This is a genomic window from Sideroxyarcus sp. TK5 (genome assembly GCF_054601595.1).
Map to the genome: position 1 here is coordinate 1 of NZ_BAAHSJ010000010.1, position 20,711 is coordinate 20,711.

Consider the following 20,711-nt stretch of genomic DNA (forward strand, 5'->3'; position numbering starts at 1 on the left):
CACCATACGGACAGCACGCTCGCGAACTTCGGAAGAATATTTGTTTGATTTGTTCATGGTGGCTCCATTTTACTAAGTTAAAGGAGCCTCCACGATTCCCGGGGCGATTCACCATCCTGTTCCGCCAGCAGATGGATTCTCATCCGTCCCCGCGAGAACGCCTCGCTCGTTTGGACGCTTTCCACGTGGGCGAGTATGCGCCGACCTCAAAGTTGGTGAGGTATGCAGAGGGTTTTTTCGCCGACATCCTGTCTTATGCGAATAGTCTGGACGACACAGCGTTGGCTATGCCGCTGCAAGACTTGTACTGAACGCGCTTAACCGCAGCGCGGCATCTCCATCTGTGTCGCGACGCCGCTTTGCACAGTTCGTCGCCGATGAAGTGTCGCGCTTGACGGTTGCGAGTGTGCTAATTCTGGCGGCAGATGCGGTCGACCGACACCACCGTTCGCCACCATCTCTTAACTAACGGCTGTTGCAAAGACTATGAGTGCCAGTCAAATGCCTGTCGGAACAACTAATCACGGGTGTCCAGAATGTGCAGTGGAGCGGAAGAATAAGTTTGCACTTCATTGGGGAGCAAGTCATAACATTGCAGTAAGCCTTAGCTGGAGTCGGAGCCAGCTATGCCGCATCAAGCTTTCATGCGGAGCTTTGGGATGGTGGATGTCTTATTGATCATTGCGTTGCCTCTGGTCTGCAATCTAAGTGAAATATGCAATATGGGACATGCTCGATAAAACTATATGAATGGGATTAAGCAAGCAAAGCATATATCTGCACTTGGTGCAGATATATGCTTCCCATTACACCTCGAGGGTGTCATTTTTATTTGTTGGTGGAGGCGGCGGGAATTGAACCCGCGTCCGCAAGCCCTCTACAGACAGTTCTACATACTTAGTCTGGTTGTTTGATTTGATCCGCCAGACGCCAACCGACAGGCTGCTGACAGACGAGTCACCTAAATTCTAGCTTCGTACAAAGTGACCCTGCACGACACGATTCCGTGTAAATGTCCTCACTCATCTCAAGCTTGCGCTATCGAGCCCCTGCACGGACACCAGGGTGTGAGGTCTGACCTTAGGCGGCCAGAGCGTACTTTTCGTCGTTTGCGACTATTGGTTTTCCAGCTGATTAACGAGGTTGCGGGTCCTCGGTATGCCCTGCGCTGCTTTGAAACCCACGTCGAAGCCAAGTCGCCCCCCGGGTGCTTTCAAGCGCTCGCATTGTAGCAGGGTTTACTGGCCGTTGTTCTGGTGCAGGTGGCGGGCGAAGTGGCGGTCGGCACGGGTTGCGTGCGACGCGAACCAGTCCAGCAACAGCAGTTCGGTGCGATAGGCCAGGTAGCGCGAGTCTTCATTGCCGGCATGCATGCGCTTTTCCAGATCGCGGTAGTTCTCGATGAAACGTTTGTGTTCCTGGGTGTGGCTGTCGGCAAAGGGGTAATCGTGCTCGCGCATCAGGGCTTCTTCCTGGGGGAACAGGGTCTCGCAGTATTGCTTGAGGAAGGCATAGACATCGCGGAAGTCGTCGTTCTCGTTCTGGCGGATGCGGGTGGCGTGCTGGTTGATGCGTTCCAGCAGCGCTTGGTGGGCGCTGTCCAGATCCGGGATGCCGCTCATGAATTCGTCTTTCCAGCTTTGCAGGAGGTCGAGTTCACCCGTGCCGTGGTGGTAATTGGTCGCCTCGAATTCGTAACAGCGTTTGAGGTAGATGTGGGCACACAGGTCGTTCGGGCAGATTTCGATACAGCGCTTGAACGACTGGATGGCTTTGCTTATGTCTTTCAGGTGGTAATAGGCGACGGCCTGCTCGAACACGTTGCGCGTCTCTTCCTTGAGGGCGCGCAGTTCCTTCGGGTCGTTGTCGAACACTTCGTACACCGATAACGGCTGTGACTTGCCTTTGACGCGGATGCGGTCCAGGAAGCGGATGCGGTATGCGTCGGGGTCGTTCAGGTCGTACAGGGTGTTGTGGCTGATGATGATGGGGGTGTTGTAGGTCTTGGTCGCTTCTTCCAGCCGGGCGGCGAGGTTGACCGCGTCGCCGATCACCGTGCTGTCCATGCGGTTGATGCCGCCGACGGTGCCTATCATCACCATGCCGGTGTTGAGGCCGATGCCGATGTGGATGGGTTTGTAGCCGGCACGGGCGCGGCCGGTGTTGTAGTAACCCAGCCGTTCCAGCATGTCGATGGCACCGCGCAGGGCCTCGTCCGCGCCTTTCTCGAACAGCGCCATGATGGCGTCGCCGATGTATTTGTCGATGATGCCGTGGTGGCGGCTGATCACCGGTTCCATCTGGCTCAGGTAGGAGTTGATGAATTCGAAATTCTCGGTCGGCGTCATCGATTCGGACAGCTGCGTGAAGTCGCGGATGTCGGAGAACATGATGGTCATCTTGCGTTCGACCTGGTCGCCCAGTTTGACGTCGACGATGCTCTTGGCCTGCAACAGGCTGAGCAGTTGGTGGGGCACCAGGCGGCTATAGGCGGTCTCGGTCTGCTGCAGCAGGGCCAGTGCTTGCTGGTGGGCGATGATGACCTTGTGCAGGATCTCCTGCACGTCGCCCTGATCGCCTGACGAAGGGATGTCGTTACCGGTCTGTTCGCTCATGTGGGCTAACCCTGCCTTGATGCGGGCATCATACCGTCGTTCAGAGCGACAGGTAGCGCAATAGTGCGAATGGGGTCTGCACGCTGCCTGCCGCCTGCCATGTTCCGGTATCGACGCCGTTCTCGAGGTAACCGTATGCGGCGATGATGCCGATCATGTGTGCGGCGTTGGCAGCCTGCATGTCGCGCAGGTCGTCACCCAGGTACAGGCAGCGGCCGGGTTGGACGCCGATCAGCGCGGCGGCATGCAGCAGGGGGGCGGGATGTGGCTTGGCTTCCTCGCAGGTGTCGCCGCTGACCAGGCAGGCGGCGCGCGTGGCATAGCCTAGTCTCTCCATCAGTGGCACGGTGTAGCGGTGCGGTTTGTTGGTGACGATGCCCCAAGGGATGTCGCGCTCTTCCAGTTCCTCGATGAGGGCGGCCATACCCGGGAACAGCTTGGTGCGGTCGCAGATGTGTGCTTCGTAGTGTTCCAGGAAGGCGGTACGCATCGCTTCGTAGCCATCGCTGTCAGGCTCCACGCCCATGCCCAGTTTGAGCAGTCCGCGCGAGCCGTGCGAGGCTTGCGGGCGGATCGTCGCCAGCGGCAGGGGTGGCAGGTCGTGCAGGCTGCGTACATGGTTCAGTGCTTCGCCCAGGTCGGGGGCGGTATCGGCGAATGTGCCGTCCAGATCGAGGAGGACGGCTTCAATCACGTTGGCAGGCCACCAGATAGTTGACGCTGGTGTCGTCCCCCAGCGCATAGGTCTTGTTCAGCGGGTTGTAACTCATGCCGGTCATCCCCTGTACTTGCAGGCCGGCATCGCGGCACCATTGCGCCAGCTCGGACGGCTTGATGAATCTGGCGTAGTCGTGCGTGCCGCGCGGCAGCAGCTTGAGCAAGTACTCGGCACCGATGATGGCGAACAGGTAGGACTTGGGGTTTCGATTCAGCGTGGAGAAGAACACGTGGCCACCCGGTTTGACCAGTCGCGCGCAGGCGGCAACCACGGCGGCCGGATCGGGTACGTGTTCCAGCATCTCCATGCAGGTCACCACGTCGTAGTGTCCGGGGCGCTCGGCGGCCAGCATTTCGACGGCCACCTTGCGGTATTCCACTTGCTTGCCGCTTTCCAGCAAGTGCAGCTTGGCCACGCTCAGCGATCTGTCGGCCAGATCGATGCCGGTCACGGTCGCGCCGGCGTCGGCCAGCGCCTCGCTCAGGATGCCGCCGCCGCAGCCCACGTCCAGTACGGTCTTGCCTGACAGTTCGGCGATACCGTCGATATATGCCAGTCGCAGCGGGTTGATCTCGTGCAGCGGTTTGAATTCACTGTTCGGATCCCACCACTTGTGGGCCAGTTGGGAGAATTTCTCCAGTTCGATGGGATCTGCGTTGGACATGCTGTCGATCTCGTTGATGGGGCGCAGACTTTATATCAAAACTGCCGGTAATAGCCAAACTTGTGGGGTGTCTCCCGGATGGTCGGCAAGCGTGGTCGCTGTGCTAGAATGCGGCCTTCGTTTTCATTGCCTATCCGGCTCATTCGTCAGGTCGCTCATGGAACAACAATTCGCCAAAGAAACCCTCCCTGTCAGCCTCGAAGAAGAGATGCGCAAGTCCTACCTCGATTACGCCATGAGCGTGATCGTGGGGCGTGCCTTGCCCGATGTGCGCGATGGCCTGAAGCCCGTGCATCGTCGTGTGCTGTTCGCCATGCACGAGCTGTCCAACGACTGGAACCGCGCCTACAAGAAATCGGCGCGTATCGTCGGCGATGTGATCGGTAAATATCACCCGCACGGCGATACGGCGGTGTACGACACCATCGTGCGCATGGCGCAGGATTTCTCGCTGCGCTACACGCTGGTTGACGGGCAGGGCAACTTCGGTTCGGTCGACGGCGACAATGCTGCGGCGATGCGCTACACCGAGATCCGCATGGCGAAGATCGCCCATCAGCTGCTGGAAGACCTGGACAAGGAGACGGTCGACTTCGGGCCGAACTACGACGGTTCGGAGAACGAGCCGCTGGTGTTTCCGGCGCGCTTCCCCAATCTGCTGGTGAACGGCTCGTCCGGTATCGCTGTGGGCATGGCGACCAACATCCCGCCACACAACATGAGCGAAGTGGTGGATGCCTGCCTGGCCCTGTTGCGCGAACCGGACATGGATATCGAGCGCCTGATCGAGCTGGTGCCCGCGCCGGATTTCCCGACCGCCGGATTCATCTACGGTCTGGCAGGGGTGAAAGAAGGTTACCGTACCGGTCGCGGCCGGGTGGTGATGCGCGCGCGCACCCATTTCGAGGACATCGGCAAGGGTGACCGCGAGGCGATCATCATCGACGAGCTACCGTATCAGGTGAACAAGGCCAACCTGCTGATGAAGATCGGCGAGATGGTGCGCGACAAGACGCTGGAAGGCATCTCCGAGATCCGCGATGAGTCGGACAAGTCCGGCATGCGCGCCGTGATCGAGCTCAAGCGCGGCGAGAACGCCGATGTGATCCTGAACAAGCTGTACAAATCGACCCAGATGCAGGACAGTTTCGGCATCAACATGGTCGCCATCGTGGACGGCCAGCCCAAGCTGTGCAACCTGAAGGACGTCATCGAGGCCTTCCTGCGCCACCGCCGCGAAGTGGTGACGCGCCGCACAATCTTCGAACTGCGCAAGGCGCGCGAGCGCGGCCACATCCTGGAAGGTCTGGCGGTGGCGCTGTCCAACGTCGACGAGATCATCGCGCTCATCAAGGCTGCACCGACGCCGCCGGATGCCAAGCGTGCATTGATGTCGCGCGGCTGGCGCTCTGATCTTGTCGAGGATATGTTGAGCCGCGTCAATGAGGCCTCGCGTCCGGAAGGGCTGGCACCGGAGTTCGGTCTGGTGAAGGGCACCGGCTACTTCCTGTCCGATGCGCAGGCGCAGGCCATCCTGGAATTGCGTCTGCAACGTCTGACCGGGCTGGAGCAGGACAAGATCGTCGGCGAATACCGCGAAGTGATGGACAGGATCGCCGATCTGCTGGATATCCTGGCCAAGCCGGCGCGCGTGACGCAGATCATCGGCGACGAGCTGGTCACCATCCGTTCCCAGTTCGGCGACAAGCGCCGCAGCGAGATCATCACGCATACGCAGGATATGTCGATGGAAGACCTGATCGCGCCGGAAGACGTGGTAGTCACCATTTCGCACGGCGGTTACATGAAGGCGCAGAAGCTTGACGAATACCGCGCGCAGAAACGCGGCGGCCGCGGCAAGCAGGCGGCATCGACCAAGGAAGACGATTTCGTCGACAACCTGTTCATCGCCAACACCCACGATTACATCCTGTGCTTCTCCAACCGCGGACGCTGCTACTGGCTGAAGGTATATGAAGTGCCGCAGGGGACGCGTATGTCGCGCGGACGGCCTATCGTCAATCTGTTGCCGCTGGAAGCGGGCGAGCAGATCAATGCGGTGCTGCCGGTGAAGGAATTCGCCGAAGACAAGTTCATCTTCTTCGCCACCAGCGAAGGCACGGTGAAGAAGACACCGTTGTCAGACTTCGCCAACCCGCGCAAGGCCGGCATCATCGCCATCAACCTGGATGAGGGCGATTTCCTCATCGGCGTGGCGGTGACCGACGGCAAGCATGACGTGATGCTGTTCTCCGACGAGGGCAAGGCGGTGCGTTTCGACGAGAACGATGTGCGTTCGATGGGCCGTGTGACGCGCGGCGTGCGCGGCATGAATCTGGCGGCGGGCGGCAAGGTCATCGCCCTGCTGGTGGCGGAAGAAGGCGAGCGCTCTGTGTTGACCGCGACCGAGAACGGTTACGGCAAGCGTACGGCTATCGCCGAGTACACGCGCCACGGACGCGGTACCAAAGGCATGATCGCGATCCAGACTTCGGAGCGCAACGGCAAGGTGGTCGCGGCCACACTGGTCGAAGATAAAGACGAGATCATGCTGATCGGCACCAATGGCGTGCTGATCCGCACCCGCGTCAATGAGATCCGCGAGATGAGTCGCGCCACGCAGGGCGTGACGCTGATGAATCTGGAAAAGGGCGAGAAGCTGGCCGGTCTGAGCCGTATCGCGGAGACAGAAGACGAAGCTGACACCGAATCCGATAACGAGTGATTTTTCCGGGGAGAGAAGGGCATGGCGATCTATAACTTCAGCGCGGGGCCGGCGGTATTGCCGAAGGAAGTGTTGCTACAGGCGCAGGCGGAACTGGCTGATTGGCACGGCAGCGGCATGTCGGTGATGGAGATGTCGCACCGTGGCAAGGAATACATGGGTATCCATGCACAGGCCGAAGCCGATCTGCGCGAGTTGATGGGCATCCCGGCCAATTACAAGGTACTGTTCCTGCAGGGCGGCGCGCACCTGCAGTTCTCCATGATCCCGCTCAACCTGATGCGCGACAAGGCATCGGCCGACTACGTGAATACCGGCGAATGGTCGAAGAAAGCCATCGGCGAGGCGAAGAAGTTCTGCGCGGTGAACGTGGTCGCTGACAACAAGGACAGGAACTGCAGCTATGTGCCGCCCTTCGATGGCTGGAAATGCGATCCGAACGCGGCCTATCTGCATTACTGTCCGAACGAGACCATAGGCGGCGTGGAGTTCAACTGGATACCGGAAACGGGGAATGTGCCGCTGGTGGCGGACATGTCCTCCAACATCCTGTCGCGCGAGATCGACGTTTCCAGGTTCGGCCTGATCTACGCGGGCGCGCAGAAGAACATCGGACCGGCCGGTCTGACGCTGGTGATCGTGCGCGAGGACCTGATCGGTCAGGTGGCGGCCGGTACGCCGACCATGCTGGACTACAAGATCCATGCAGACGGCGAGTCCATGTACAACACGCCGCCCACTTTCGCCATCTACATGGCGGGGCTGGTGTTCCAGTGGCTGAAGAAGAACGGCGGCGTCGCCGCGATGGAGAAGACCAACATCGCCAAGGCGCAGCTGCTGTACGACGCGATTGACAGCAGCAACGGTTTCTACAATTGTCCGGTGAACAAGGCCGACCGCTCGCGCATGAACGTGCCGTTCACGCTGAAGGATGCCGCGCTGGATGGCGAGTTCCTCAAGCAGGCGGATGCGCGCGGGCTGCTGCAGCTGAAAGGTCACCGCTCGGTTGGCGGAATGCGCGCCTCGATCTACAACGCCATGCCAATGGAGGGTGTGCAAGCGCTGGTCGGGTTCATGAACGAGTTCGCGCGCAGCAAAGCCTGAGTCGCGAGCGCGCTGCCATGAGCCGCATTTTTCGCATCCTCACGCTGAACAAGATCTCCGCGACGGGTTTGAAGCGCCTGCCCGCCGGCCGCTACGTCACCGGCAACGACATCGCCCAGCCGGATGCGATCCTGGTGCGCTCGCAGGACATGCACGGGATGGATATCCCGGGCAGTGTGCTGGCCATCGCGCGCGCCGGGGCGGGGACGAACAACGTGCCGGTCAAGCGGATGAGCGAACGCGGTGTGCCGGTGTTCAATGCCCCGGGTGCGAATGCCAATGCGGTGAAGGAACTGGTCATCACCGGCATGCTGCTGGCGTCACGCAACATCATGCCGGCATTGCATTTCACGTCCGCGCTGCGTGGCGATGACGAGACCCTGCACAGGCTGGTGGAAGATGGCAAGAAGCAATTCGCTGGTACCGAATTGCGCGCGCGCACGCTGGGCGTGGTCGGCCTTGGGGCAGTCGGTCGTCTGGTTGCGGATGCTGCGCTGGGGCTGGGCATGCAGGTGATCGGTTTCGATCCCGAGATCACGGTCGATGCAGCGTGGGGCTTGTCCTCGCAGGTGAGGAAAGCACACAGCATCGAGGAACTGCTCAGGCACAGCGATTTCGTCACCCTGCACGTGCCCTTGCTGGATGCGACCCGGGGCCTGATCGACGGGAAGCGGGTGGCCGCCATGAAGTCGGGGGCCGTGCTGCTGAATTTCTCGCGCGATGCCATCGTCAACGAGGATGCGGTGATCGCGGGGTTGAACAGCAAGCATCTGCGGGCTTATGTGTGTGATTTTCCCAGCAACAGGACGCTGGGTAACGAACGCATCATCGCGCTACCCCATCTGGGGGCGTCGACCGCCGAGGCGGAGGAGAACTGCGCGGTGATGGTGGCCGAACAACTGCGCGAATATCTGGAACACGGGAATATCACCAACACGGTGAACTTCCCCAATGTCACGATGCCGCGCGAATCGGCGTTCCGGGTCGCCATCGCTAATGCCAATGTGCCGAACATGCTGGGGCAGATATCCTCCGCGCTGGCGGAGGCGGGGATCAATATCCATAACATGACCAATAAATCGCGCGGTGATATGGCGTATACGCTGGTGGATACCGACAGCGCATTGCCGCAACAATTGATCGCCCATCTGGCCGCCATTCCCGGCGTGCTGATGGTGCGCGATCTGCCGCTGGAGAACGAAGCGTGAGCGAAGAGTTGAAGAAATACAGAGAGCAGATAGACCGGCTGGATGGGCAGTTGCTGGAGATGTTCAACCAGCGTGCGAAGCTGGCTCAGCAGATAGGCCATGCCAAGGGGGCGAGCGCCGTATTGCGTCCGGAACGCGAAGCGCAGGTGTTGCAACGACTGGTTCGGGAGAATACCGGCCCGCTGTCGGCAGAGGCCATCAAGCAACTGTTCACCGAAGTGATCTCGCAGTGCCGTGCGCTGGAGGCCCCGCTACATGTGGCCTATCTGGGGCCGCACGGCACGTTCAGCGAGGCGGCGGTGTTTCAGCGCTTCGGCCAGGCGACGGTAGGTATCCCCGCCGATTCCATCGATGGCGTGTTCAAGGCGGTGGAAAGCGGCGCGGCCAGCTATGGCATGGTGCCGGTGGAGAATTCCACCGAGGGCGCGGTCGGCCGCACGCTGGATCTGCTGCTGAACTGCAGCCTGAAGATCTGCGGCGAGGTGATGCTGCAGGTGCACCAGTGTCTGCTGTCGAACGAGAACGACCTGTCGGTCATCCGCAAGGTGTATTCGCATCCGCAGTCTTTCGGCCAGTGCCAGGACTGGCTGCATGCGCATCTGCCCCATGCCGAACGCATCACCGCCAGCAGCAATGCCGATGCCGCGCGGCTGGCGACGGAAGACTTGTTCTCTGCCGCCATTGCCGGGGTGCAGGCGGCAGAGCATTTCAAACTCAAGGTGCTGGCACAGAACATCGAGGATGATGCGCGCAATACCACACGCTTCCTCGTGATCGGCAATCAGGATGTAGCTCCCTCCGGCCGCGACAAGACTTCGCTGGTGATGACGGCTGCCAATCGTCCCGGTGCGATGCATGACTTGCTGACGCCGTTCGCGCAGCATGGGGTGTCGATGACCAAGATGGAATCCCGGCCATCGGGTACCGGTCTGTGGGAATACGTGTTCTATGTCGATATCGAAGGCCATCAGGCTGATGCCAAAGTGGCGGCGGCGCTCGAGCAGTTGCGCGGGATCGCGTCATTCGTCAAGGTGCTGGGTTCCTACCCGGTTGCCGTGTAGCAAAATCAATAAAACATCATCCGCAGATTACACAGATTTCCATGTTCAAGACGATGGACAGCTATTTCTGGGAGTGGAGGTGTTTTGTGTATGGTATTGGTTTATCAATCTGTGGAATCTGCGTAATCTGCGGACAAGAAAGAGTTTTTGGTTTTTCAATCAAGGTATCAGATGAATTATTGTGATTTAGCCCCTTCCTACATCCGCGCCATCGCGCCCTATCAGCCCGGCAAGCCGATCTCCGAACTGGAGCGCGAGCTGGGCATCACTGGCATCATCAAGCTGGCCTCGAACGAGAACCCGCTCGGGGCCAGCAGTGCCGCCGTGGCCGCGATGCAGGAAGCGATCAAGCACATCGCGCTGTATCCCGACGGCAACGGATTCGAGCTGAAGGATGCGCTGGTCAAACGGTATGGCGTGACCCACGCCAACATCACGCTGGGAAATGGTTCCAACGACCTGCTGGAACTGGCCGCGCGGGCCTTCCTCACCCCGGGTGACAAGGTGGTGTATTCGGCGCATGCCTTCGCGGTATATGCATTGGCGACGCAGGCGGTCGGTGCGACCGGCATCAACGTGCCTGCGACCAAAGGTTATGGCCATGACTTGCCGGCCATGCTGAAGGCGGCAAAGGAGTGCAAGGCCAAGATCGTGTTCATCGCCAATCCGAACAATCCGACCGGCACCTTCCTTGAGGCGGAGGCGCTGCGCGAGTTCATACGCGCGCTACCGGCGGACATCCTGGTGGTGCTGGACGAGGCCTACAACGAATATCTGCCAGAAGAAAAACGCTATGACAGCGTGAGCTGGCTGCAGGAGTTCCCCAATCTCATCATCTCACGCACCTTCTCCAAGGCTTATGGTCTGGCCGGTCTGCGCGTGGGTTATGCGATGGCGCATGAACAGGTCACGGATATGATGAATCGCGTGCGCCAGCCGTTCAATGTGAACAGCATCGCGCAGGCGGCAGCCGTGGCAGCCTTGCGCGATGTGTCATTCGTCAAGCGCACCTTCGAGCTGAACCAGCGTGGCATGGCGCAGATCACCGAAGGGCTGGGCAAGCTGGGGCTGAAGCACATCCCGTCCTATGGAAACTTCGTCGCGTTCCATATCGGCAATGCATCGGCGACCTACAGACGCTTGCTGGAACTGGGCGTAATCGTGCGCCCGATCGAGAACTATGACATGCCGGGCTGGCTGCGCGTTTCCATCGGCCTGGAAAGCGAGAACGCCAAGTTCCTCGGCGCTCTGGAGAAGTGCATCAACGAGCAGGCTAGCGGAGAAGCCAAATGATCATCGTGATGGGTAGCGACACGACCGATGCGCAACTCGATGCGGTGGTGAAGAAGATCGAGGCTGCCGGGCTGCGCGCCAACATCTCGCGCGGTATCGAACGCATCGTGGTCGGAGCCATCGGCGACGAGCGCAAACTGGAGGCGGAGATGTTCACCCCGCTGCCGGGCGTGGAATCGGCGATGCACATCGCCAAGCAATACAAGATCGTGTCGCGCGAGTCGCACAAGCAGGACACCGTGATCGACATCGCCGGCGTGCCGCTGGGCGGCAAACAGATCCAGATCATCGCCGGACCGTGTTCGGTGGAGACGCAGGAGCAGATGGACTTGGCGGCCAGGTTCACGCACGAGGCGGGTTGCCGTCTGATGCGCGGCGGCGCGTTCAAGCCGCGCACCAGTCCCTATGCCTTCCAGGGCCACGGCGTGGAGGGGCTGGACATGTTCCGCAAGGCGGCGCAGAAGTACAAACTGCCCATCGTCACCGAATTGATGGACGCGCGCCAACTGGACGCCTTCATGGAATACGACGTGGACGTGATCCAGATCGGTACACGCAACATGCAGAACTTCGACCTGCTCAAGGCCGTGGGCAAGATCAACAAGCCAATCATCCTCAAGCGCGGCATGTCGGCCACCATCAGCGAATGGCTGATGTCGGCGGAATACATCGCTGCGGGCGGCAACCACAACATAATCTTCTGCGAGCGCGGTATACGTACCTTCGAGACGGCTTACCGCAACGTGCTGGACGTGACCGCCATCGCAGTACTGAAAAAGGAGACGCATCTGCCGGTGATCGTCGATCCTTCGCATGCGGGCGGCAAGGCCTGGATGGTGCCCGCGCTATCGCAAGCAGCGATTGCAGCGGGTGCCGATGGTCTGCTGGTCGAGATGCATCCCAGCCCGTGCGACGCATGGTGCGATGCGGATCAGGCGTTGACGCCTGAGGAACTGAAGAAGCTGATGGGAACGCTGGGTGCGATCGCCGGGGCGATCGGACGCACGGTGTAAGACATGCAACCGTCCTTCCGCAAGATCGTCATCTTCGGCGTCGGCCTCATTGGCGGATCGTTCGCGCTCGCCTTGCGCAAGGCGGGGGCGGTAGGTGATGTGGTCGGTTTCGGTCGCAGTCAGGCCACATTGGATGAAGCGAAACAGCTGGGTATCCTCGACCGCATCGGCAGCGATGTGGCAGCCGAGGTGAAAGATGCGGACATCGTGCTGCTGGCGACACCGGTAGCGCAGATGGCGGACATCTTTGTACGTATCGCACCGCATCTGGGCAGCCAGACGCTGGTGACGGACGGCGGCAGCACCAAGTGCGATGTGGTCGCAGCAGCACGCGCCCATCTGGGCAGTAAGGTCGCGCAATTCATTCCCGGACATCCCATCGCAGGTGCAGAGAAAAGCGGTGCCTCGGCGGCGATGGCCGATCTGTATCAAGGCAAGAAGGTCGTGCTCGCGCCTTTGCCGGAGAATCCCAAGGCATCCGTAGCGAGAGTGCGTCAGGCCTGGGAGTTGTGCGGCGCGAACGTGATGGAACTGACGCCCGAAGAACACGACGGTGTGTTCGCGGCGGTGAGCCATCTGCCGCATCTGTTGTCTTTCGCGCTGGTGCACGATCTGGCGCAACGCGACAACAAGGAGCTGCTGCTGTCCTTCGCAGCCAGCGGTTTCCGCGATTTCACGCGTATCGCTGCCAGCTCGCCCGAGATGTGGCGCGACATCAGTCTGGCCAACCGCGACGCACTGCTACGGGAAGTGAAACGCTACGCGGATGAGCTCTATGTCATCCATCAGGCCCTGCAAAACAACGACGCCGCCAAGCTGGAAGAGATATTCAGCGTGGCGCGCGCAGTGCGCAGCAACTGGACTCAACAATAATCATTCTTTCCATCGCATGACTCAGCACGAATATTTCGAACTTCCTCCCCTGATGTCCGCGCGCGGCACGGTGCGTCTGCCGGGTTCCAAGAGTATTTCTAACCGCGTGCTGCTGCTGGCGGCCTTGTCCGAAGGCGAGACGGTAGTGCGCGATCTGCTGAAATCGGATGACACCGACCGCATGCTGGGGGCATTGACGACTTTGGGCATCGGCGTGGAGTCGCTGGGCGACAATGCCTATCGCATCACGGGGTGTGCAGGCGACTTCCCGAACAAGGATGCCAAACTGTTCCTGGGTAATGCAGGTACCGCGTTCCGTCCGCTCACAGCGGCATTGGCTTTGTCGGGTGGCAGCTATGAATTGTCCGGTGTGGCACGCATGCATGAGCGGCCTATCGGCGACCTGGTGGATGCTTTGCGCCAACTCGGTGCGGACATCAAATATCTGGGCAACGAAGGGTTCCCCCCGCTGCAAATCTCTCCGGCCAAGCTGGCGGGCGATACCGCGCAGGTGCGAGGCGATGTGTCGAGTCAGTTCCTCACCGGTCTGCTTATGGCTTTGCCTTTGCTGGATCGTACGGTGAAGGTCGAAGTGGTGGGCGAACTGATTTCCAAACCCTACATCGAGATCACGCTGGCGATGATGGCGCGCTTCGGTGTGACTGTTCAGCGCGATGGCTGGCGCAGTTTCACGGTTGCAGCGGGTAGTCGCTATGTTTCGCCGCAAGAGGTATTCGTTGAGGGCGATGCTTCATCCGCTTCCTATTTCCTGGCGGCGGGTGCCATCGGCGGAGGGCCGGTGCGAGTGGAAGGTGTGGGACAGGACAGCGTGCAGGGTGATGTGTGCTTTGCCGAAGAACTGCAAAAGATGGGCGCGCGTATCACCATGGGTCCGAACTGGATGGAAGCTGCAGGCCCGGCGGACGGCCAGCTGAAAGCTATCGACCTCGACTGCAATCACATTCCCGATGCCGCGATGACGCTGGCCGTGGCGGCGCTGTTCGCTACCGGCACGACCACGTTGCGCAACATCGCCAGCTGGCGCGTGAAGGAGACCGACCGTATCGCGGCGATGGCAACCGAGCTGCGCAAGGTGGGGGCGATGGTGGAAGAGGGGGCTGATTACATTCGCATCACGCCAGCGGTGCAACTCAAGCATGCGGCCATCGATACTTACGACGACCATCGTATGGCGATGTGCTTCTCGCTGGTATCGTTTGGCACTGGAGTTCGTATCAACGATCCTAAGTGCGTAGCTAAGACCTTCCCCGACTATTTCACGGAGTTCGCCAAAGTGACTCAAGCCGTTCCTGTCATCGCCATCGATGGGCCTTCTGCTTCCGGCAAAGGTACCGTGGCTCAACGCGTGGCCGATGCCTTGGGCATGCATTACCTCGACAGCGGTGCTTTGTACCGTTTGCTGGGTCTGGCAGCGCAGCGCCATGGCGTGGCGCTGGATGACGAATCCGGTCTGGCTGCGCTGGCGGGCAGGGTGGATATCCGTTTCGAGAAGGGCGAGACCTGGCTAGATGGCGAGAGGGTCGGTGATGAATTGCGTACGGAAGAAGCTGGTTCGGCCGCCTCCAAAGTGGCGTCACTGCCGCAGGTGCGGGTCGCCTTGCTGGACAAGCAACGCGCTTTCCGCCAGGCCCCGGGGCTGGTGGCGGACGGGCGGGATATGGCGTCGGTGGTGTTTCCGGATGCCGCGCTGAAGATATTCCTGACCGCTTCGGCCGAGGCCCGTGCGGAACGTCGTTATAAGCAGTTGATAGAAAAAGGGATGGGTGCTAATATCGCCGCCCTTTTGCAGGATATACAGGCGCGCGACGAACGCGATATGCAACGTAGCGTTGCTCCCCTGCAACAGGCGCAAGGTGCAAGTCTGCTGGATACGACGCCTCTGAACATCGAGCAAGCGGTCGAAGAAGTGCTGACACGATACCGTGCAATTTGCTAGGCCCCGCGTGGCTCCCCGCCATCCGGGTTGATAAACGAACCCCCGTGCAGTTTGCGGGATAACCTGAGAGTAGATCGAAATGACCGCTGTAGCCGAAATGGAAAGCTTTGCATCACTGTTTGAAGAAAGCCTGAATCGCAAGGAAATGCGTGCAGGTGAACTCATCACCGCCCAAGTCGTTCGCGTTGAGCAGAACGTGGTCGTGGTGAATGCCGGACTGAAGTCCGAAAGTTACATCCCCGTTGAAGAATTCAAGGACGCGCAAGGCAACGTCGAAGTGAAGGCGGGTGATTTCACCACCGTCGCTATCGAGTCCCTGGAGAACGGCTACGGCGAGACACGTCTGTCGCGCGAAAAAGCCAAGCGTCTGGCTGCCTGGATCGATCTGGAACAGGCAATGGAAGAAGGCCGTATCGTTGAAGGTTACGTCAGCGGCAAGGTCAAGGGCGGTCTGACTGCCATGGTGAACGGCATCCGCGCATTCTTGCCCGGTTCGCTGGTGGACATCCGTCCGGTCAAGGACACCACACCGTACGAAAACAAGACCATGGAACTCAAGGTCATCAAGCTGGATCGCAAGCGCAACAACGTGGTGGTTTCCCGCCGCGCTGTGATGGAAGCGACTCAGGGTGCTGATCGCGAATCCCTGCTGGAGAACCTGAAGGAAGGTACAGTGGTCAAGGGTATCGTCAAGAACATCACCGACTACGGTGCGTTCGTCGACCTGGGCGGTATCGATGGCCTGTTGCACATCACCGATCTGGCATGGCGCCGCGTCAAGCATCCGTCCGAGGTGCTGACAGTTGGCGACGAGATCGAAGCCAAGATCCTCAAGTTCGATCAAGAGAAGAACCGCGTTTCCCTCGGCATCAAGCAGATGGGCGACGATCCGTGGAATGGTCTGGCACGTCGTTATCCGCAAGGCACACGCCTGTTCGGCAAGGTGACCAACCTGACCGACTACGGTGCATTCGTCGAGATCGAACAAGGCATCGAAGGTCTGGTGCACGTGTCCGAGATGGATTGGACCAACAAGAATGTCCATCCGTCCAAGGTCGTGGCCCTGGGCGACGAAGTCGAAGTAATGATCCTCGAGATCGACGAGCAGCGTCGTCGTATCTCCCTGGGTATGAAGCAGTGCAAGTCCAATCCCTGGGATGACTTCGCGGCGAATCACCAGAAGGGCGACAAGGTCAAGGGCGCGATCAAGTCGATCACCGACTTCGGCGTGTTCATCGGTCTGGATGGCGGTATCGACGGTCTGGTACACCTGTCTGACCTGTCCTGGAGCGTTGCCGGCGAAGAAGCCGTGCGCAACTACAAGAAGGGCGACGAACTGGAAGCAGTCGTGCTGGCCATCGACGTCGAGCGCGAGCGCATCTCCCTCGGTATCAAGCAACTGGAAGGTGATCCGTTCGGCGGTTTCGTGACCGGCCACGACAAGGGCGCTATCGTTACCGGCGTCGTCAAGTCGCTGGATGCCAAGGGCGCAGTGGTTCAGCTGGAAGGCGACGTCGAAGCCTACCTGAAGGCTTCGGAAGTGTCCGTGGACCGCGTGGAAGACATCCGCAACCACTTGAAAGAAGGCGACACCGTCAAGGCTGTGATCATCAACGTGGATCGCAAGAACCGCGGCATCAACCTGTCGATCAAGGCGCTGGACAAGGCCGACACGGCAGCGGCGATGCAGAAGTTCGCAGCCGAGAACACCAGTGCTTCCGGCACCACGAACCTGGGTGCCCTGCTCAAGGCCAAGATGGATTCCAGCAAGGCTGACGCTCAGTAAGGGGCAGGGGTATGACACGTTCCGATCTGATCGCCAAGCTGGCAGAGCGTCATCCCCAGTTGTTGGGTAAGGATGCCGAACTGTCGGTCAAGGTGATCCTGGATAGTATGTCCGCCACGCTGTCGGCTGGTGGACGTATCGAGATACGCGGCTTCGGCAGTTTCGCCTTGAACTATCGTCCGCCTCGTTTGGGTCGCAACCACAAATCGGGTGACAAGGTCCAGGTGCCTGCCAAGTACGTGCCTCATTTCAAGGCAGGCAAGGAACTGCGGGAGCGCGTGGATTATCCCCAATCCTGAAGCAGCAAGTGATTGAAAGATTGGCGGCACATCGCAAGATGCGCCGCCAATTTTTTTGCGGGTTAGCGCCCATAGGGCAATATCCCTGCGAGAAACAATTGCGTGTTCGTGCTATCTTTGCACCCCGATTCGATGATGAAAACCAAAGCATGCGCTATTTGACCTGGTTGCTGCGGATACTGATGTTTGTCGCATTGCTGGGCTTTGCGATGAAGAATAACGAGATCGTCGCACTCCGCTACCTGTTCGGTTATGAATGGAACGCGCCGCTGGTCGTCGTTTTGTTCGGTTTTATCGTGCTCGGGGTGGTGTTGGGCATGCTGGCGATGCTCGATACGGTGGTGCGCTTGCGTAGCGAGCTGGCACATGCGCGTGCGGAAGCGCGTTCCGCCCGATACGGATCGGCTGCCGAGGATCGAACAGATACTTCCGAACATTCTTCCTGAAAATACAAGATGGATTTTGAACCCTGGATGTTGCTGGTCTTCCCGCTGTTCTTTGGCATGGGATGGTTGGCGGCGCGTGTCGATATCAAGGAGCTGCTGTCAGAATCAAGCTCGCTGCCGCGTTCCTATTTTCAGGGCTTGAACTTCCTGCTCAACGAGCAGCAGGACCAGGCTATCGAGGCTTTCATCGAAGTCGTCAAGGTCGATCCGCAAACGATCGAACTGCACTTTGCGCTGGGCAGCCTGTTCCGCAGGCGCGGCGAGGTGGACCGTGCGATCCGTATGCATCTGAACCTGTATGAGCGCGCCGATCTGGATGAGGAGAAGCGTCAGCATGCACTGTTCGAACTGGCACAGGATTATTTGAAGGCCGGCATACTGGATCGGGCCGAGACGGCTTTCCACGGTTTGAACGGCACGGCTTACGAGCAGGCCGCGCTGGAGTTCCTGCTGGAGATCTACCAGAAGGAGAAGGATTGGCTGAAGGCGATCGATATCAGCCAGCGACTGTCGGCGCTGACCGGCAAGTCTTACGCAAGGCAGGCATCGTTCTTCTATTGCGAGCTGGCCGAGCGCGAGTGTGCGGAGAAGCAGGTGGAAGCCGCGGTCGTACATCTGGAGCAGGCGCTCGCGGTAGATCCCAAAGGGGTGCGTGCCCGCATCAAGCTGGGTGATATCGCACTGGCTGCCGGCGATACGGCCCGCGCTATCGAGACATGGAAGGCGGTCGAGACGCAGGATGCGCAATACCTGCCATTGGTTGCCGAGCGCATATTGCGTGCCTGCCGACAGGCAGGCAAGGAGTCGGCGGGCGTGGAACTGCTGCGCAACTACTTGCAAAGACATCCTTCGCTGGATCTCATGAACGTGTTGTTCGAGGCGCTGGTTGCAACAGAGGGGCCGGAGTCTGCCTATCAGATGGTGCTCAATGAACTGAAACGCAATCCTACGCTGCTGGGTTTGGACAAACTACTTGAAGCACAATTGATGAAAATGAGCGGCGAACGCCGCGGTGATGTCGAGCTGGTAAAGTCGCTCATCCATAACCGTACCCGCAACCTCGCGATGTACCGTTGTGGCCATTGTGGTTTCAAGGCCAAGCAGTTCTACTGGCATTGCCCCGCCTGTCACAGCTGGGAAAGTTATTCGCCGAAACGCAGTGAAGAGAATGGATCGATCGCATGAGTAACACCCCGAAAGAAGACCCAAGGATCATCGTCGCGCTGGATTATCCGCAGGCTGCGTCTGCCTTGGCATTGGCCGAACGGCTGGAACCGACCTTGTGCCGACTCAAGGTGGGCAAGGAACTGTTCACGTCGGCCGGACCGCAACTGGTCGAGAAGTTGCAACAACGCGGATTCGAAGTGTTCCTCGATCTCAAATTCCACGACATCCCCAATACCACCGCACAAGCCTGCAAGGCGGCTGCATCGCTGGGGGTGTGGATGGTGAACGTGCACGCCCTGGGTGGCCGCAAGATGATGGAGACGGCGCGCGAAGCACTGGCGAATCATGCACACCGGCCCAAGCTGATCGCCGTGACCATCCTCACCAGCATGGCGCAGGAAGACCTGCACGGCATCGGAATCGAAGCCAGCCCGGCGCAGATGGTATTGCGCCTAGCGCAACTGGCTCGCGACAGCGGCCTGGATGGTGTCGTGTGCTCCGCACAGGAGGCGCTAACATTGCGTCAGCTGTGCGGCAAAGACTTCTGTCTGGTAACGCCCGGGATACGTCCGGCAAATGCAGCTGCCAACGATCAGTCGCGCATCATGACGCCACAATCTGCGTTGCAGGCGGGAGCCAGCTATCTGGTCATCGGCCGACCGATCACGCAAGCGCCGGAACCATTGCGGGCGCTGCAAGAGATTCTGAAAGAGACAGGAGAAGTGGCATGAAGCTGCCATCGTTCGATAAGGCGCGGGTGCTGGTGGTCGGGGATGTGATGCTGGACCGATACTGGTTCGGCGACGTCAGCCGTATCTCGCCGGAGGCACCGGTGCCGGTGCTGAAGGTGAGCAGGGTTGAAGAGCGTCCTGGTGGCGCAGCCAACGTGGCACGCAACATCGCTGAACTGGGTGCACATTGCACGCTGTTGTCGGTGGTCGGTGCGGATGAGGCAGGTGATTGTTTGCAACGGCTGCTGACTGTGCAAGGCAGAGTTGATGCCTTGTTGCATCGCGATGAGAGTTTTTCCACCATCGTCAAACTGCGTGCCGTCGCGCGCCAGCAGCAATTGCTGCGGATCGATTTCGAGACGCCGCCTAGTCATGAGGTGTTGCAGGCAAAACTGGCCGATTTCCGCAGCAAGTTGCCCGACTGCGATGTGGTGCTGTTGTCCGATTACGGCAAGGGTGGTTTGACCCATATCGCCGAGATGATCCGGCTGGCACGGGCAGCGGGGAAGCCGGTGCTGGTCGATCCAAAAGGCGATGAATACGAACGTTATCGCGGTGCAACGCTGCTCACGCCCAACCGTAGCGAGTTCCGCGAAGTGGCCGGCAACTGGAAGAGCGAAGCGGAGTTGACCGAAAAAGCGCAGAAACTGCGAGCTGGGTTGGGTTTGGATGCGTTGTTGGTGACGCGTAGCGAGGAAGGGATGTCGCTGTTCCGCGAACAGGGCGTTTTGCACGAGCCCACGCAGGCGCGCGAGGTCTTCGATGTGAGCGGTGCGGGAGATACGGTCATCGCCACATTGGCCGTGATGCTGGCGAGCGGTGCAGATATGGTGGAAGCAGTGCGGATAGCCAATCGTGCGGCCGGTCTGGTGGTGGCCAAGCTGGGTACGGCTGTGGTTTCGCGCGAAGAGATTCTGCAGGATATGAAGAAACAGGGCTGAGTGCTGTTCGGCTCAATAAAGCCTTGCAGCAAGTGTGGTTAATGTAATACCCTTCCGTGCACGGCGAAGGGAAGGAAGGGGTGATCCATCCTTCTATTTCAAGGAGATAG

18 protein-coding genes and 1 other RNA gene are annotated in these 20,711 nt (G+C 59.6%); 15 read left to right on the top strand and 4 right to left on the bottom strand.

The features are described 5' to 3' along the window. The coding region (locus ACYPYQ_RS12780; RefSeq protein ID WP_459724277.1) for a hypothetical protein at nucleotides 1-311 on the top strand (311 nt) is incomplete at its 5' end. Nucleotides 312-836: 525 nt separating this feature from the next. Here ACYPYQ_RS12780 and ssrA read toward each other — a convergent pair. The 4 genes from ssrA to ubiG form a co-directional block, all read right to left on the bottom strand. Further along, nucleotides 837-1,204: a transfer-messenger RNA gene (ssrA, locus tag ACYPYQ_RS12785) on the bottom strand. Nucleotides 1,205-1,238: 34 nt separating this feature from the next. Then, a complete protein-coding gene (locus tag ACYPYQ_RS12790; RefSeq protein ID WP_459724278.1) occupies nucleotides 1,239-2,615 on the bottom strand; it encodes a hemerythrin domain-containing protein in 1,377 nt (458 codons plus the stop codon). Between the two features lie 40 nt (nucleotides 2,616-2,655). Beyond that, complete coding sequence (locus ACYPYQ_RS12795) at nucleotides 2,656-3,309, bottom strand: HAD family hydrolase (protein WP_459724282.1); 654 nt, start codon at nucleotides 3,307-3,309, stop codon at nucleotides 2,656-2,658. Then, nucleotides 3,302-3,997 carry a bifunctional 2-polyprenyl-6-hydroxyphenol methylase/3-demethylubiquinol 3-O-methyltransferase UbiG gene (ubiG, locus tag ACYPYQ_RS12800; protein WP_459724284.1) on the bottom strand — a complete coding sequence of 232 codons (696 nt, stop codon included), beginning with the start codon at nucleotides 3,995-3,997 and terminating at the stop codon, nucleotides 3,302-3,304. Before ubiG ends, ACYPYQ_RS12795 begins: the two co-directional genes overlap by 8 nt. A 157-nt stretch (nucleotides 3,998-4,154) precedes the next feature. Here ubiG and gyrA point away from each other — a divergent pair, with 157 nt between their 5' ends. The 14 genes from gyrA (at nucleotide 4,155) to rfaE1 (ending at nucleotide 20,601) form a co-directional block, all read left to right on the top strand. After that, nucleotides 4,155-6,722, top strand: a complete 2,568-nt coding sequence (gyrA, locus tag ACYPYQ_RS12805) for a DNA gyrase subunit A (RefSeq protein ID WP_459724285.1) — start codon at nucleotides 4,155-4,157, stop codon at nucleotides 6,720-6,722. A 21-nt stretch (nucleotides 6,723-6,743) separates the two neighbouring features. Beyond that, nucleotides 6,744-7,826 (top strand): 3-phosphoserine/phosphohydroxythreonine transaminase, encoded by a 1,083-nt coding sequence (serC, locus tag ACYPYQ_RS12810; protein WP_459724287.1) that lies wholly within the window; start codon nucleotides 6,744-6,746, stop codon nucleotides 7,824-7,826. 17 nt (nucleotides 7,827-7,843) lie between these two features. Continuing rightward, on the top strand, nucleotides 7,844-9,034 hold the full coding sequence (locus ACYPYQ_RS12815) for a phosphoglycerate dehydrogenase (RefSeq protein WP_459724288.1): 1,191 nt from the start codon (nucleotides 7,844-7,846) through the stop codon (nucleotides 9,032-9,034). Then, nucleotides 9,031-10,095 carry a prephenate dehydratase gene (gene pheA, locus ACYPYQ_RS12820; RefSeq protein WP_459724290.1) on the top strand — a complete coding sequence of 355 codons (1,065 nt, stop codon included), beginning with the start codon at nucleotides 9,031-9,033 and terminating at the stop codon, nucleotides 10,093-10,095. The genes ACYPYQ_RS12815 and pheA overlap by 4 nt, the downstream gene beginning before the upstream one ends. A gap of 171 nt (nucleotides 10,096-10,266) precedes the next feature. Then, entirely contained in the window at nucleotides 10,267-11,388 is a 1,122-nt protein-coding gene (gene hisC, locus ACYPYQ_RS12825) for a histidinol-phosphate transaminase (RefSeq protein ID WP_459724291.1), read from the top strand. Further along, the gene (gene aroF, locus ACYPYQ_RS12830; RefSeq protein WP_459724293.1) at nucleotides 11,385-12,401 is read left to right on the top strand and encodes a 3-deoxy-7-phosphoheptulonate synthase; all 1,017 of its coding nucleotides are present in this window, start codon (nucleotides 11,385-11,387) and stop codon (nucleotides 12,399-12,401) included. Before hisC ends, aroF begins: the two co-directional genes overlap by 4 nt. Before the next feature lie 3 nt (nucleotides 12,402-12,404). Then, a complete protein-coding gene (locus ACYPYQ_RS12835) occupies nucleotides 12,405-13,274 on the top strand; it encodes a prephenate dehydrogenase (RefSeq protein ID WP_459724294.1) in 870 nt (289 codons plus the stop codon). A 16-nt stretch (nucleotides 13,275-13,290) separates the two neighbouring features. After that, nucleotides 13,291-15,231 (top strand): bifunctional 3-phosphoshikimate 1-carboxyvinyltransferase/cytidylate kinase, encoded by a 1,941-nt coding sequence (locus tag ACYPYQ_RS12840; protein ID WP_459724295.1) that lies wholly within the window; start codon nucleotides 13,291-13,293, stop codon nucleotides 15,229-15,231. A 79-nt stretch (nucleotides 15,232-15,310) separates the two neighbouring features. Continuing rightward, nucleotides 15,311-17,017, top strand: a complete 1,707-nt coding sequence (rpsA, locus tag ACYPYQ_RS12845) for a 30S ribosomal protein S1 (protein ID WP_459724296.1) — start codon at nucleotides 15,311-15,313, stop codon at nucleotides 17,015-17,017. An 11-nt stretch (nucleotides 17,018-17,028) separates the two neighbouring features. Continuing rightward, nucleotides 17,029-17,316, top strand: coding sequence for an integration host factor subunit beta (locus tag ACYPYQ_RS12850; RefSeq protein ID WP_459724297.1), 288 nt, complete (start codon nucleotides 17,029-17,031; stop codon nucleotides 17,314-17,316). A 149-nt stretch (nucleotides 17,317-17,465) separates the two neighbouring features. Then, nucleotides 17,466-17,762 (top strand): LapA family protein, encoded by a 297-nt coding sequence (locus ACYPYQ_RS12855; protein WP_459724298.1) that lies wholly within the window; start codon nucleotides 17,466-17,468, stop codon nucleotides 17,760-17,762. A gap of 9 nt (nucleotides 17,763-17,771) precedes the next feature. Next, the gene (gene lapB / locus ACYPYQ_RS12860) at nucleotides 17,772-18,947 is read left to right on the top strand and encodes a lipopolysaccharide assembly protein LapB (RefSeq protein WP_459724300.1); all 1,176 of its coding nucleotides are present in this window, start codon (nucleotides 17,772-17,774) and stop codon (nucleotides 18,945-18,947) included. Then, a complete protein-coding gene (pyrF, locus tag ACYPYQ_RS12865; RefSeq protein WP_459724301.1) occupies nucleotides 18,944-19,660 on the top strand; it encodes an orotidine-5'-phosphate decarboxylase in 717 nt (238 codons plus the stop codon). Before lapB ends, pyrF begins: the two co-directional genes overlap by 4 nt. Next, nucleotides 19,657-20,601, top strand: coding sequence for a D-glycero-beta-D-manno-heptose-7-phosphate kinase (gene rfaE1, locus ACYPYQ_RS12870; RefSeq protein ID WP_459724302.1), 945 nt, complete (start codon nucleotides 19,657-19,659; stop codon nucleotides 20,599-20,601). The genes pyrF and rfaE1 overlap by 4 nt, the downstream gene beginning before the upstream one ends. Nucleotides 20,602-20,711: the final 110 nt, after the last annotated feature.